Origin of the sequence: Moraxella caprae DSM 19149, assembly GCF_000426885.1 — a bacterium.
Classification (GTDB): Bacteria; Pseudomonadota; Gammaproteobacteria; order Pseudomonadales; family Moraxellaceae; genus Moraxella; species Moraxella caprae.
In genome coordinates, this window is sequence record NZ_AUGF01000001.1 from 16,979 (window position 1) to 29,503 (window position 12,525).

Here is a 12,525-nt window from a genome sequence, read left to right on the forward strand (position 1 = left end):
CCTAGATTAAGATTGGTTTTCTTTGGCACGGCGTTTGGCGTCACGCATCAGCGGACTTTCTTTATCGTCTGTGGTTCGGTTGCCTTTGTTTAACTCAGCAAAACTGGCGTTTTTTGGCAATTCGCTAAACAGTTTTTTCAATGCGTCCGTGAGCGACTGCTCGCCCCCTTCGCCAAAACTGGCTGTGTGAGCCGTGCCAGCCGTCATCACTTCCACCACCTGCGATTTTAGCTTTGGAGGCAGTTGCCCTGATTTAACCAAGCCTTCTGCAAAGTCTTGAATTTGGCTTGCCGTCTCTTTTGCTTTGTCATCAGCAATTTTCTTTTGTAAGTCTGCAAGCTGTTTTTCAAGGGCTTTTTCACGCTCACTTTTTTCATCAGATTTTTTATCATCTTTTTGAACACTAATCTGCCCGAGAATGCTATCCAATTGTGAAGGGTCATTTTTGATATACTCTTGTAAAAATGATAGAGCGGATTTAAAATCAATCTGAGTTGGCTTATTATCGTCTGGCTTGCCTTCCAAAGGCTCACTAAAAGACGCTGTGCCATTTTCATTCTCCGCAAACTGAACACTTCCAAGCCCTTTAATCGCTGGCACTTGACCGCCCAAAAATCCGATATGACGCAGATAGAGCGTGCCTTTTTTGGGGTTTTGGGGGCTGTCGGGCAGGTAGAAACTTGGCGACACTTTGTTGTGTTTGCCTTGATTGACACTTTCGGCAAAAGATGCGTCCACTTGTTTTGCGTATGCCCAAAGCACATTGTCTTTGTCCAGTTCCAACTTTTCTACCCAGCCATAGGCAGGGTCATCGTGCTTGGGGTGTCCTAAAACTAATGGAGCTTGGTGCAGGTCTTCGGCATAACTGGCAACGCAGTCAGCGAGCATTTGGGGCGTATAATCAATGGTATCGCCCTCCATACTGGTGTGCTTGCCCGCTTTAAAGATTTTGATTTTTTTCATCAATCAGTTACTCCTTTGTTTTGGCAAGCCAAAAGCCGTAAGGTTGCCACATTGAGTTAAAGGCATTGTCGTAGGCAATTTGGCGACCGATTTGCTCGTCAAATGTACTTTCATCAACACAGGCACTCTCGCCTGTAAAGACAAAGCCACATTTGACGGTAATGGCACAATGCGTTAAGGTCTTGGACAGGCGAGTGTAGCTAACATCTACAATCTCACTCTCCAAAAATTCTTTGGTGATTTTGTTCATAAAAAAGCCCATTGAAGTGAAACAATGGGCATAGTATGACAAAGATTTTTTGGGCGGTCTTTTAACCTGATTTAAAGTTTTTTGGCAGGGTTTTGAAGTGTGGGCGACAAGGTGCGTTTTGTGATAGATTTACACGCATTTATAAAGGGGTTTTTGGCGTGTTTTGGGATAAGGTGGGGCAAATGTACCATTTGGTATTTTAAAACGCTTAAAACCCCTGTTTTTGGCGATTTTTGGTTATAGGTTCAAATGGTCTTTGACAATCTCTTTGATTTCGGCTTCATCAGCCACTGACACGCCTAAAAACGGACGAGCAGGAATATCTCCCCAAAGGTGGGGAAACTGTGATTTTGTACCGCCAAAGTGCATCATCGGGGCATAGATAAGATTTGAGCCGACAAACACTTCGCCATTACCAAGCTGATAGTGAATGCTGTCTCTTAGTGTACCGCCAGTTTGTCCAAAGCCAACCAACGGCTTTTTGCTATTAAAGCGGTTTCGTCCTTTTTTGTTTACCGTGCCGTTTTTGTTAAAATGGGCATCGCCCAAGCCACGCCACAGCGTAACTGAGCTGTTGGCTTGCCAACGGTTGCCATTGGGGTCGGTAGAAGTGCGAAAGCGGTCTTGGGTGGTGTTGGTGAGATGTTCGCCGATGCCTTTTAACAGGGCTTGTTGTCCGCCACCGCCTAGCGTGTCTATGATACTAGGCAGAGTGTTGTTGGTGGTTGTCAGTTCAAATTGTAATAACACTTGTCTTTTCTCTTGATATGGTTTAGAATTAAATCAGCACCTGTTCCATAACGGCAATGAGTCTCCCTGTTGCGTCCCATTTTCTTTTGAAAATGTTGCTGGAAGTTGGCTTTGAAAGATTGGGGAGCGTCTTTACAGGTGCTATTTATTTCTCAAAAAGTACCACACCTTTATTTTTAAGTTTTTCATCTTTACTACTGTCCAAACGATAGGATTTTAGATACACACCTGCACCGTCTGCCGTTTGATGAATGATAGCAAGATAGCGTTTTCCGTCATCACGAATACCCTCAACCCAAGTTGTCTGCTGTCGGTATCGGTTATTTTTCTTATCATATTCACGCACGATAAGCACGGCATTATCCAGTAAATACTGCACATAATAATAATCAGTCGGCTCAAAACCCGTGTTACCGTCTCGGCTAATGGCTTGTTTTAGGGCATCATTTTCACTAAATAGCACCGTCTGCGTAGATACACCAAGCATCTGCATTTGGTCTGGACTAAGCACCGCCACAGGATAGCTTTCTTTTTGGTCAAGTTCACGAAAGCCGTCAATCCGCTCTTGTTTGGGTAGTTTATCATAATCAGGCGTGTCTTTTTTATAGTCATCAAGCTGATTTTCTATCCGAGAAAGCCACCTAATAAAAACACCGTCTCGCATATTGTCCGCCACAAAAGACTTGGCGACTTGATAAGGGTATTTATCCACATCAGGAAACCAGCTTGCCCCTGCCACACCGTCAAAACTCTCCCCCACATTGTCGGCATAGTTGGCAGGGAGTTCATCAGGCTTTTCTTTGCCCATTCTTTTAAGTTCACGCTCGTTAATGGCTTCTACGGTACAACGACAACCCCAGCCATTAGGCGGATAGTTGGTTTGCCAAAAAGGGCTGTCGGCTGGCAACACCAAGCCGTCCCAAGATTTGTGCTGATGACGGGGATTTTCCACCGTGTTGTGGCGATACCGCCAGTAAGGGCGAGCCTTTAATACGTCAGGGTCGGTCATCTGTTTGTACCGTCCTGCCATGTGGGACGTGCGTAGATTGGTTTGATAAATAACTTTGGCACGCCATGCCTTATAATCTTTGTCTTTATCGTTAAGCCAACCCTTTTTCGCCAAAATGTCGTCAAAATTGGCTTGAAACTCGTGAAAGGCTTGCCCGTCCGCCACCGCCTTTTGTACGGCATTGTGTAGGTCGGCAAGCAGGTCGGCTTTCATTGCCCCTGCAACCACAAAGGCTTTATCGTGCTGTTGTGATGTCAGCTCGTCATAACGTTCAGTGGGGATACGCACCTTTTGTCGTAAAAAGTCAATTTGCTCTTGAAAGGGCAGACGTTGTCCTGAGATTTTAGTCATTTTTACCACCTTAGAGATACATCAACGCATGATGAGCAGGCTCACTATAGATGGAGCAAAACGCATTGCATAACAAATATGCGGTTAAAATTAGATGTAATTTCATATCTCACTCCGTCCTTTGAGTTCTGCTAAAGTCATCGCAATTTCCATCACTTTGACCATTTCATCAGCATTTAGATCATCAAAAGCATTGACGATACTATCTTGCAATTCGCTAAATGATTGAGCTTGGCTGACGATGTCTTTAAGCCGTACCACCATATCATCAAGGTAGGGATTGGCGTGGGTTGCCAATTCATCAGCCGTTTTACTCACAAAATCATCTTTGTTTTTGGGTGTAGGCTCGGCAAAGGATTGTTGTGGATTGTCGGCTTGAATATGCACACCATCAATATCGCCATCTTGTAAACCGTACTCACGCATAAAATATTGTGATGATAATTTTAGCCCTGCTTGGCTCAGAGCAACATCTCGTTGAGCCTGTTCAAGCCCACCGTTGCTGTCTTCAAAAAACTCAAATCGTGGAGCGATACCACCCCAGTTATAATCCACAATCCAGTTAATCAAGGTTTGCAGTTGTTCAGCGACAATTTCACAATCGGCTAATGCAATCTCAAATGCCACTTCTGCCCCTGCTTGCGAGCTGGCACGGTTGCTGTTGCTTTCGGTGGATTGGTTTTGACCCAGTAGTGCGATATTGACCTCACTACGGCAAAACATCAAAAACTTTTCAAATGCGTCTGATGATGCCGACTTGCCACCTGCTTCCATAATCTCAATCGTGGAATTGTCAGGAATGACCGCCACCGCATCTTGTACCATTGACGATAGGTTATCGAGCAAAATTTGCTGTTGTTCAATGTCATAGTTTTTGCCATATTTACCAATGACCCACGGACTGCCGTATTTTTCGGTAAATCTTACCCAAAAATCCAAGCCACCGAGTTTAAAAGTTGTCGCCCAAAATACCGATGATGCGTCAGGTTCGCCATAGGGATTTTCGTACGTTGGGTCTTGACGTGGTAGTAAAAACCGACGCTCAGGCACGATTAAGCCGTCTTGCCCTGCATCTTTATCCTTAAATCTTAGGCGGTTATCTGAGTCAAAGAAAAACCAGTCTGGGGGCATTGCCTGAATGTCCACAGGCAACCACGCACCGTCTTGATACGCCCACGAGATTTCGCAGGGTTGATAGCCATAAAAACTTGCGTCCGCCATCGCCCCAATAATTCTAGATAAAGGCAAATTTTTAAAAATACGGTTAATGCGTTCGGTGGTTTCAAGGCTTGCTTCATCTTGCACAATTCGCCACGCCTTAGATTTCACCGCCGATTTTCGTCTACGTAAACAACCTTTTACCCCTGCTTCTGCCTTGATTTCTTTATAGACTTGTATGTCTTTGCCCAGTTTCTTTAAAATGGGGTCGGGGTTTGGTAGGACGGTGTTTAAGGAGCTAAATCCTGCCACCGTGCTACGGCTGGCAATTTGTCTTAGGTGTGGTTGTTTGCTATTTCTAAGTTCGGTAAAAGAGACAAATTCATTGCCCAAATATAAACCGTTCATCGTCTAAATCCTCGTAGCATACTGCCAAAACCATGAAAACCCCTTAATAATTTGGCAGATTCTCGTGGTTTGGCGGTGTGAATGCGTATGTCCACCCCACCATTGTCAATATTTTTAAAAGCATAATAGGCAAGCACCAACGCAATGCCCATATCGCCGTGCCGTGCTTGCTCATTTGTCCCTTTGTTTTTACGGTTGGGCAGTTTTGGAATGCCGTCAATGATTTCAAAGGCAAGCAGGTCAGATAAGGTATTTTCGTGTTTGGGTAGGTTAAATAACACTTTGTCTTCCAAACCTGCCTTAAACGGAGGCATATTCAAGCTGTACCATTTTTGGCTAAATTTGATACATTCCACCGTGTCCACGCCATAGCGGTGCTGGGCTTTTTCGGCATTGCTTGCACCAATGCCACGAGCGTCCAGAGCCATTCCTGCAAGCTGTTTTTCCACACGGTCGCAGATATAATTTAAGACTTGTTCTTGTTGTGAAAAAGGAATATTTTCAAGCTCCACCACGCCCACGCATTGCAAGTTTAAATCAACGGTTTGCACCGCAATCGCATAATCGGTTAAGTCGCCATTTCGTCCATAGTCGCCCCCAATAAAAACTTTGCCTTTGGGGATTTCTGCCAAAAAATCCGATAAATACTCATCGCACCAATCCACGCAGTCATTTTCACGATAAAAATCATCCTGCAAGTTAAAATCATTGTCTCGTTTATAGACAAAAATCGGTGTATCAGCCGACATCGCTTGTTCAATGAGTGGGCGAGATAACCAGCGACCGCCACTATTTTTGGGGATACAATTTAACTCTTCGTCCACATTGTCGGCATAAATTTTACGGATATTATCCGCCCATTCTTGTTCGCCTTGTTGTGTCCATTCAATACCACGCTTGAGACAAATACGCTGATATAATCCCTGTTCTAAGGCTTCATCAAAGGTGCAATAATGTAGGCTGTAAGGTAATCGTCCTGCTTTAACATCTTCAACCAACACATTAAATGGATTGTCCACACCGTTATGTGTAGAGATGATACGGACACAACCACCCCAAATCAGTAAGGCAAATGCAGCCTTAAGTAATTCCGATAAATTGTCATGGAATGCTGCCTCGTCAATAATCACTCGACCTTGTTTACCACGCAAATTTCGTGGAGCAGATGATAAAGCGGTTACACGATGTCCACTGGCAAATTTAATCGTAAATGCCAAAATCGCCTTTTTCTCATCGCCATTTTCAAAGATTTCTTCGTATTCTTGAATTTCATCAACTGCAAAATTGTAGAATTTAGCCCAATCAGCGACATCACGGATAAACTCAATCGCCATGTCTTTTGTATAGCCGATGTACCAAGTGTCCTGTCCGTGCGTGCGAGATGCTTCAAGTGCCGACTCGCCAGCTTCTGCCCACGAGCCACCGATACGCCGTGATTTGACAAAAATTTTTACTTCGGATTGGTCAGCTACCCATTTTTGTTGGTATGGTAAAAATACACTCGGTGTATGTCTTTTTAATTCTCCAATCAATGCACCTTGTGTACGCTTTTCAGCAAGTGTGAAACCACTATTTTTACTCATTCAGCAATCCCCAAAATCTTGGCACGGATAAGGTTGGCGGTTTCATCAGACAATCCGCCTGTTTTTACAATTTCTTGTACTTCTTTGGCGGTTTTTTCGGCTTTTTCTTTAACATCTAGGGCGTGTTGTTTTTGCAAGATAGATGCTTTGACAATCTCACTAATGCCTTTGCCTGCTTTGGTAATCATTGATAAACGCTTGACAGGGTCAATACTCTCATCATCGTCCAAATCTTGCAAAGCAACCAACGCATTAAAAAGCTCGGTCTGTACAAGTGATAGCACCGCCTGACTACGAGCATCGCCATCATCAGGCACGGCTTCGGCAATCATCAGTGATGCTTGCGTACTGGCTTGGATTGCCGATAATTTTCGTTCTAACTTTTGCCCATAGCGATGAATGGCAGATTTGCTAATTTCATAGCCTAAGCCCCTAAGCCAACTTTCCAGTTCCACATAGCCATTAAAACCATTTGAAAACAAACGGTCATCAAGCTGTTTTTTATGCTCTGGACTTAATTTACTCACTGCATTGGCACGAGCCATAGACACCCCCTAGACCCAGTATTTGTCAGGGCGAGAAATACCGACAGGGCATTCTGCGACATATTCCACCACATCAATGCCGATATGCGTGAGCTTGGCGTGCCAATGACCGTCTGGGCGTTTGTCAAGCTCTACAAAGGTTTGGCTGTGCAGGTAGTCTAATTGGGCGTGCAGTTCGGTGGCTGTACTATCAGGGTAAATACACCGCACCACATCTAAGAGTAGTATGTCCAATGCCCCCAAAGGGCGAGCCTTGTCAAGGGCATTTAACAAATGCCAACGAAGGCTTTCTCGGCGTACTTTTAACAAATCAATCGTCATCATTTTTCCTTATTATGTAGATGAGTAAGCGTGGTTTGCACCGCATCAATCTTGGCTTCAACAACGGTAAACGAACGAATAAAGTCATCTTTGGAGACATATTCTCGTGGCAGTTCAGCCTTTAATTTTAAAATCTCACGGTCAAGCTGGCGAATGGCTTCGGATTCTTTGTCCAGTTTTTCGCCCAGACTTGATAGGGCTTTGGCAAGGGTTTCGTCTTTTTCTTTGATAGAAGTTTCCACTCTATTAAAAAACGCCTTACCCACGCCCCACAGCGTGCCACCAATCGTCAAGGCAAGGGTAATCAGCTGATACAGTTCCAATTTAAAAATCATCATTTACCCCTTTCAAATTCAGACTGGCACGCCACGCACGCCACACACCGCACCGCATAGGGGACGGCTTGTTTGCGTTTTTCGCCAATTGGCTCGCCACAGTCTAAGCATTCGGTGATGTCATTGGCTGGTGTGGTTTGGCGTTGCTTGATTTTGCCATTTAGCCAGCGTTCGTAGTCGGCATTGGCTTTGTCAATGGTGTCCATTGCACCCCCCTTTAATCAAAACTTATGTTATAATAGCGATGTCTAACGACTTTTTTAATTTCTACTATTATAGATTCAATGGTGTCCGCCATTATCCACCCCCTTGCCCTGCGTTGGGATTGGATTGCTTAACAAAGCGTAAAATCAGCCCACACACCGCTACAATGGCAGTCATTTTGTCTTGAATGACTGGTGGTAAAAGCTGTGTAATTTCTGGTGGTAGGGGCGTGGTTGCCAAAAAGACAATCAGCACAAACGCCCAGTTAGAAAACCATTTGTAGCCTGTTTGCCAGTTATCAACGAGTAGCTTATTCATGCCAATACCTCCTGTGTTTCATCGGTGCTGGCAATACTGTCTTGGGCGACAAATTTTAAATTGTCGCTCATTCGTCTCATCCAGCCACGCCCAAAGTGATTGAAACTTGAAATTTTGGTGTAGAAGGCAATGCGTTCAGCGTTAAACAAATCAGTCAAATGCTTGGCGTTGTCGTCCATTGCTTGCCGTGTTACTTTACCAATCACACCGTCATCTACCACGCCTACGGCTCGTTGGAGCATTCGTTTGGCATTGCCAATGCCGTGATTAACGCCAGCATCAAACAGCTGAAAAGCAAAGGCAAAGCCATATTTTTCGGTAAGTTCATCACAATTTAGCGTATCCCAAAACCGTGCCTTGTAAATCTGTTCTACCACGCTCATCGGAATTGACCGCATTGACCCTGTATAGCCAAATTGACGAGCCGTGCCAATGGTGATGCCATAGTTGGTTTCGCCCCCTTTGTCTTTGGGGTCATTGACATAACCGCCTTCGTGTTTTAAGACCCGTTTGAGTGCTGTTTTAAAATTTGACATAAAAAATCTCCTAAGTAAAAATACTTAGGAGATTATGCAATGGGCAGGGTGTTTTTGTCTTTTAACCTGTTTTAAAGATTGGTTGTTGATATTTTTGGGCAAATTTGGGTTCGCCACTACATTCATTCATAATCAAATAGGTCATATTGATTTTGTTTTCTTTCAATCTCACTCATTCGTTTTAAAATGCGGTAAATATAGGGCAAGGATAAGCCATATTCTTGCGACAGTTCAGCGTGGTTGTGTCCGTTGAACGCACGATAAATTTCCACATCTCGCTTATCGGCAAGAAATTTGCTGTCTTTGATGACATAAATCAGCTGACCGCCCCAATGCTGACTGATTTGAAACATCAGCTCATTGGCGACTTGGCAAGCAAGGTCGGGGGCAATGTTGATTTCTGCTAATAGGCTTTCGGTATGGCTTTTTAAATCGTTTAGAAGTGCGTTGCCTTGCTTGCTGGTTTTACCTTGTTTTTTCACTATAAATTACCTATTTTATGGTAAAAATCACTAAAAAATTTGTTATTTATATGAAATTATGCCAAAAAATAGGCAATTTTACAAGATTTTTCTTGACAATAAGATGATCTATGCTAGAATATCGCCAGAATGTCAGCACGCCAAGAGCGTCCGAACATCAAAAAGCCCCCAATTTTTTTAGGATTGGGGGCTTTGTTTGGGGGTGATTAAGGCTCAACGGTTTGGGCGTGAACACCTACAAAACTCTGCATAATAAAGCTCATCTCTGTTTGAGCCAAGCTACCCAAAGTAAACACATTGCCTTGTATGAAAACCCCTGCAATTTCTTCGGATACTAGAACAAACTTGCGAAAGTTTGCTTGCTTGCCCATTAAGTCAGCATTAGAAACAACCAAAATCATATCACGATTGTGTTGTAGTGCTGATTGTAGTTGCAAGCCACGCTTATAATGTTCTCGGTGTGGCTCTATGCCACAAGCAAGCAGAATTTTGCGAAACAAATCAGCCATTGTATCACCCACTTCCATTTCAATATGCACAACATATTTGTTGTCCAAACTTAGGCTTGGCGATGGAATTTTATCAATAATCCACAAATTAGAATGATTAACCAACCATTTCAAGGTTGTATCTTTAATCTGCACAAAATTCATAAACTAATCCTTTCTATTAAAACTATTCAAAACTTGACTGTTGGGGCTATTGACAACCCCAACCGCCTCCGAAACAGGCTCAACGCCTGACAATAACAACAACGCTCTGTATCGCAAATTTTCATTTGCTCCACGCAATTTTTCCAAAAACAATTGTTCCTCTGCACTCAATGGTGGAACGCTTGGATTGCCCGTTAAAAGATAATTGACATCAAAACCCAAATCCCTTAATGCAAACAATTTATCACTTGGAATGGGTGTGTCAGCCTCCCACCGTGATACAGATTTTTCAACCACACCTAACTGCTCCGCAAGGGCTTTTTGGGTCAAATTTAACCGTTTACGCTCATTTTTTAGCCAATTTGAGACATTTAAGTACATTTTTTCCACCAAAATACTTTACAAACGGACAAAAATGTCCTATTATATATCCACACAAGGAAATCCCCTTGTAAAAATCGGTAAATAAAAGGGTAATTGTACCACAGTTTTTACTTATATTGGAGTTTTTATGACCCGAGAACAGCAATCCCGTCTTGTCAAACAACGGCTCTACGCCCAAGGCATCACTGTCAAACAATGGGCAGTCAATCACGGCTTTTCTGCCCACGAAGTCTACAAAGTCCTAAGTGGCGAACGCAAAGGGCTATATGGGCGAGGCTTTGAAATCGCCCAAAAACTCGGCATTGTCGCCACCACCGACCACCACAACCAACCCAATCCCTAGGAGCATCGTATGGAGCTTATCCCAGTAACAAACCGCCTTATCGGTAACCGCCAAATCCCAACCGCAAATGCCCGTGAATTGCACGCTTTTTTGCAAGTCAAAAGCAAATTTGCCGAATGGATTAACCGCCGTATTAATGAATATAAATTTATTGAAAATCAAGATTTTATCAGTTTTTCCGAAAATTCGGAAAAACTCCAAAACGGTCGCCCAACCAAAGACTACTTTATTAGCCTAAATATGGCAAAAGAACTCGCTATGGTAGAACGCACTGACAAAGGGCGGCAGGCTCGTCAATATTTTATTGACTGCGAAAGACAGCTACACGAGCTGACCATCGCTCACCAAACCAAAGCAGTGAGTAAAAACGCCAACTGGCATTTAACCCAACTCATTAACACCCTTAAAACCACCGTGCATAATCAGCAAAAAGCAATGGATAAGATTGTCAGTCTGCACGAACAAAGTTTACAGTTACAAGCCTTGTCGCTGGAATTGTTGCAACGCCAAGCTCTTGCCAAAAAAAGCTACCGCCAAGCGGTACTCTATGATGTAGATTGTGTCTTTGATTTGGTTGAGCAAGGCTATACCAATGCCCAAATCAGCGAAAAATTGGGGCTTAGCACTTATGCCATTAGCCGTATCAAAAACCACCGTTATAGCCTTGACAACGACACAGGTCGGCTAAGCTACCATTAAGGAGATAACAATGAGCAAATCCGCCGAAAAAGTCCTAACGACACTCAAAGCCCTACGGGGACACACCCTAACAGGCGTATCGGTGTCCGAGCTTGCCAAGACCACAGGCGAGTCTCAGTCGCAAGTCTGCCGTTATCTTGCCACCCTTGTCGGTCAAGGCTTTGCCCGTCAAGATGACAATGGACTGTATTATTTGTCCGTTGCCTTTGTGCAAATCGCCACCGCTCATCAAAAAGAGATAGAGTTTGCCCAAGCACGGATTAACGAAATCCGCCAATTAACCCTTTAACTTATTAAACTTTTTAAAAAATTTGGAGCAGTTTATGAACCAAATGATTGATATGACACAAGACGGTGTTACGGTTATTTCTGAAAGTACCGATAATCAAGAAATGGCAATCAGCCAGCACGCCCAAGCGGTTGGTGTGCTTGCCACCAAACTTGGCTATGACGGCACATTGAGCGTAGGAGCGTTGGAAGACGGTATTCGTTTTTACCAACTGCGGACGGCTGAGTCGTGCTTTGAAATGGGCAAACGCTTATTGCTACTAAAAGAAATGACCGCACACGGCGAATTTAGCAAGCGTGTGGAAATGCTTGGGTTTAGCAAGCGTATGGCTCAAAAATTTATGTCAGCCGTATTGAAATTGTCAAATGCGAATTCGAGTTCGCTTTTGCAAAAAGCAGGAACACAAACCAAACTTTTGGAGCTTATCAGCCTTGATGATGACGAAATCCAAGTGATTGAAGAAGGTGGTAGTATTGGCGAAGTGAACTTGGACAGCATTGAAACAATGAGTGTGCGAGAGCTAAAACAAGCCCTGCGAGATGCCAAAGCCGACAACCAAGCCAAAGAAAACATCATCAAGAAAAAAGATGAAAAATTGAACGAGTTGGACGCAGAGCTGACCAAGCTACAAGCTCCTGCCAAAGTCAAAGAACGAGCCGAAACTGAGCAACAACAGCTTGCCAAAAGCGTGTTGGAAAAAATCCAAGAAAGTACGCTGACCCTGTACAATGACATCACTCGCTTTGTGAACGCTTGCCAAGCGGTCGCTGAGACCATTGAAGAGCATGGTTTGTACCACCTACAAGAGCAGTACGAGATGAGTATTGTTGCAAGTTTTCAGCAGATTGCCGAACTTAGCACTACGCTTGGCGTGCAGATTGACTTTGAAAATATGGTAACACCGTCTTGGGCGAACCAAGCCGAGCAAAACTAAGGGGTAAGCC

19 protein-coding genes are annotated in these 12,525 nt (G+C 43.8%); 4 read left to right on the top strand and 15 right to left on the bottom strand.

Annotated features, from left to right (window positions below; genetic code table 11):
• Positions 1–6: 6 nt before the first annotated feature.
• From K941_RS14145 to K941_RS16255, 15 genes are all read right to left on the bottom strand, one after another.
• On the bottom strand, positions 7–963 hold the full coding sequence (locus tag K941_RS14145; protein ID WP_051225744.1) for a hypothetical protein: 957 nt from the start codon (positions 961–963) through the stop codon (positions 7–9).
• Positions 964–970: 7 nt separating this feature from the next.
• Positions 971–1,213, bottom strand: a complete 243-nt coding sequence (locus K941_RS0100100; protein ID WP_029101992.1) for a Gp49 family protein — start codon at positions 1,211–1,213, stop codon at positions 971–973.
• A gap of 237 nt (positions 1,214–1,450) precedes the next feature.
• Entirely contained in the window at positions 1,451–1,963 is a 513-nt protein-coding gene (locus K941_RS16245; RefSeq protein WP_051225745.1) for a phage virion morphogenesis protein, read from the bottom strand.
• A 145-nt stretch (positions 1,964–2,108) separates the two neighbouring features.
• The gene (locus K941_RS16250) at positions 2,109–3,323 is read right to left on the bottom strand and encodes a phage head morphogenesis protein (protein WP_051225746.1); all 1,215 of its coding nucleotides are present in this window, start codon (positions 3,321–3,323) and stop codon (positions 2,109–2,111) included.
• A 102-nt stretch (positions 3,324–3,425) separates the two neighbouring features.
• A complete protein-coding gene (locus tag K941_RS0100120; protein ID WP_036387069.1) occupies positions 3,426–4,889 on the bottom strand; it encodes a DUF935 domain-containing protein in 1,464 nt (487 codons plus the stop codon).
• The gene (locus K941_RS14165) at positions 4,886–6,472 is read right to left on the bottom strand and encodes a terminase large subunit domain-containing protein (protein ID WP_051225747.1); all 1,587 of its coding nucleotides are present in this window, start codon (positions 6,470–6,472) and stop codon (positions 4,886–4,888) included. Before K941_RS14165 ends, K941_RS0100120 begins: the two co-directional genes overlap by 4 nt.
• Complete coding sequence (locus K941_RS0100130; protein WP_029101994.1) at positions 6,469–7,017, bottom strand: DUF3486 family protein; 549 nt, start codon at positions 7,015–7,017, stop codon at positions 6,469–6,471. The genes K941_RS14165 and K941_RS0100130 overlap by 4 nt, the downstream gene beginning before the upstream one ends.
• Before the next feature lie 9 nt (positions 7,018–7,026).
• Entirely contained in the window at positions 7,027–7,338 is a 312-nt protein-coding gene (locus tag K941_RS0100135) for a hypothetical protein (RefSeq protein ID WP_029101995.1), read from the bottom strand.
• Positions 7,338–7,673: a hypothetical protein gene (locus K941_RS0100140; RefSeq protein WP_029101996.1), complete on the bottom strand. Its 336-nt coding sequence runs from the start codon at positions 7,671–7,673 to the stop codon at positions 7,338–7,340. The genes K941_RS0100135 and K941_RS0100140 overlap by 1 nt, the downstream gene beginning before the upstream one ends.
• The gene (locus K941_RS0100145) at positions 7,673–7,879 is read right to left on the bottom strand and encodes a TraR/DksA C4-type zinc finger protein (RefSeq protein ID WP_029101997.1); all 207 of its coding nucleotides are present in this window, start codon (positions 7,877–7,879) and stop codon (positions 7,673–7,675) included. The genes K941_RS0100140 and K941_RS0100145 overlap by 1 nt, the downstream gene beginning before the upstream one ends.
• A 91-nt stretch (positions 7,880–7,970) precedes the next feature.
• A complete protein-coding gene (locus K941_RS14170; RefSeq protein WP_051225748.1) occupies positions 7,971–8,195 on the bottom strand; it encodes a DUF7940 domain-containing protein in 225 nt (74 codons plus the stop codon).
• The gene (locus K941_RS14175; RefSeq protein ID WP_051225749.1) at positions 8,192–8,731 is read right to left on the bottom strand and encodes a glycoside hydrolase family 108 protein; all 540 of its coding nucleotides are present in this window, start codon (positions 8,729–8,731) and stop codon (positions 8,192–8,194) included. Before K941_RS14175 ends, K941_RS14170 begins: the two co-directional genes overlap by 4 nt.
• A gap of 122 nt (positions 8,732–8,853) precedes the next feature.
• The gene (locus tag K941_RS0100160; protein WP_228130337.1) at positions 8,854–9,213 is read right to left on the bottom strand and encodes a Mor transcription activator family protein; all 360 of its coding nucleotides are present in this window, start codon (positions 9,211–9,213) and stop codon (positions 8,854–8,856) included.
• 206 nt (positions 9,214–9,419) lie between these two features.
• Positions 9,420–9,866, bottom strand: a complete 447-nt coding sequence (locus K941_RS0100165; RefSeq protein WP_029101999.1) for a hypothetical protein — start codon at positions 9,864–9,866, stop codon at positions 9,420–9,422.
• A gap of 3 nt (positions 9,867–9,869) precedes the next feature.
• Positions 9,870–10,247 carry a helix-turn-helix transcriptional regulator gene (locus tag K941_RS16255; protein WP_051225750.1) on the bottom strand — a complete coding sequence of 126 codons (378 nt, stop codon included), beginning with the start codon at positions 10,245–10,247 and terminating at the stop codon, positions 9,870–9,872.
• A gap of 130 nt (positions 10,248–10,377) precedes the next feature.
• Between K941_RS16255 and K941_RS0100175 the strand changes: the two genes are divergently transcribed.
• The 4 genes from K941_RS0100175 to K941_RS0100190 are packed head-to-tail and all read left to right on the top strand — an operon-like array spanning position 10,378 to position 12,515.
• Positions 10,378–10,593 carry a helix-turn-helix domain-containing protein gene (locus K941_RS0100175; protein WP_029102000.1) on the top strand — a complete coding sequence of 72 codons (216 nt, stop codon included), beginning with the start codon at positions 10,378–10,380 and terminating at the stop codon, positions 10,591–10,593.
• Positions 10,594–10,602: 9 nt separating this feature from the next.
• Entirely contained in the window at positions 10,603–11,292 is a 690-nt protein-coding gene (locus K941_RS16260) for an antA/AntB antirepressor family protein (protein ID WP_051225751.1), read from the top strand.
• Between the two features lie 10 nt (positions 11,293–11,302).
• Positions 11,303–11,581 carry a helix-turn-helix domain-containing protein gene (locus K941_RS0100185; protein ID WP_208854340.1) on the top strand — a complete coding sequence of 93 codons (279 nt, stop codon included), beginning with the start codon at positions 11,303–11,305 and terminating at the stop codon, positions 11,579–11,581.
• A gap of 43 nt (positions 11,582–11,624) precedes the next feature.
• Positions 11,625–12,515, top strand: coding sequence for a DUF3102 domain-containing protein (locus tag K941_RS0100190; RefSeq protein WP_407662299.1), 891 nt, complete (start codon positions 11,625–11,627; stop codon positions 12,513–12,515).
• The last annotated feature ends 10 nt before the right edge of the window (positions 12,516–12,525 follow it).

Bases quoted from the DNA above. Each gene is read 5' to 3' on its own strand.
- K941_RS14145 (WP_051225744.1), bottom strand. From the start codon at position 963: ATGAAAAAAATCAAAATCTTTAAAGCGGGCAAGCACACCAGTATGGAG.
- K941_RS14170 (WP_051225748.1), bottom strand. From the start codon at position 8,195: ATGAATAAGCTACTCGTTGATAACTGGCAAACAGGCTACAAATGGTTT.
- K941_RS0100135 (WP_029101995.1), bottom strand. From the start codon at position 7,338: ATGACGATTGATTTGTTAAAAGTACGCCGAGAAAGCCTTCGTTGGCAT.
- K941_RS0100145 (WP_029101997.1), bottom strand. From the start codon at position 7,879: ATGGACACCATTGACAAAGCCAATGCCGACTACGAACGCTGGCTAAAT.
- K941_RS0100185 (WP_208854340.1), top strand. From the start codon at position 11,303: ATGAGCAAATCCGCCGAAAAAGTCCTAACGACACTCAAAGCCCTACGG.
- K941_RS16255 (WP_051225750.1), bottom strand. From the start codon at position 10,247: ATGTACTTAAATGTCTCAAATTGGCTAAAAAATGAGCGTAAACGGTTA.
- K941_RS16250 (WP_051225746.1), bottom strand. From the start codon at position 3,323: ATGACTAAAATCTCAGGACAACGTCTGCCCTTTCAAGAGCAAATTGAC.
- K941_RS0100130 (WP_029101994.1), bottom strand. From the start codon at position 7,017: ATGGCTCGTGCCAATGCAGTGAGTAAATTAAGTCCAGAGCATAAAAAA.
- K941_RS14175 (WP_051225749.1), bottom strand. From the start codon at position 8,731: ATGTCAAATTTTAAAACAGCACTCAAACGGGTCTTAAAACACGAAGGC.
- K941_RS0100175 (WP_029102000.1), top strand. From the start codon at position 10,378: ATGACCCGAGAACAGCAATCCCGTCTTGTCAAACAACGGCTCTACGCC.
- K941_RS16260 (WP_051225751.1), top strand. From the start codon at position 10,603: ATGGAGCTTATCCCAGTAACAAACCGCCTTATCGGTAACCGCCAAATC.
- K941_RS14165 (WP_051225747.1), bottom strand. From the start codon at position 6,472: ATGAGTAAAAATAGTGGTTTCACACTTGCTGAAAAGCGTACACAAGGT.
- K941_RS0100140 (WP_029101996.1), bottom strand. From the start codon at position 7,673: ATGATTTTTAAATTGGAACTGTATCAGCTGATTACCCTTGCCTTGACG.
- K941_RS0100100 (WP_029101992.1), bottom strand. From the start codon at position 1,213: ATGAACAAAATCACCAAAGAATTTTTGGAGAGTGAGATTGTAGATGTT.
- K941_RS0100165 (WP_029101999.1), bottom strand. From the start codon at position 9,866: ATGAATTTTGTGCAGATTAAAGATACAACCTTGAAATGGTTGGTTAAT.
- K941_RS0100190 (WP_407662299.1), top strand. From the start codon at position 11,625: ATGATTGATATGACACAAGACGGTGTTACGGTTATTTCTGAAAGTACC.
- K941_RS0100120 (WP_036387069.1), bottom strand. From the start codon at position 4,889: ATGAACGGTTTATATTTGGGCAATGAATTTGTCTCTTTTACCGAACTT.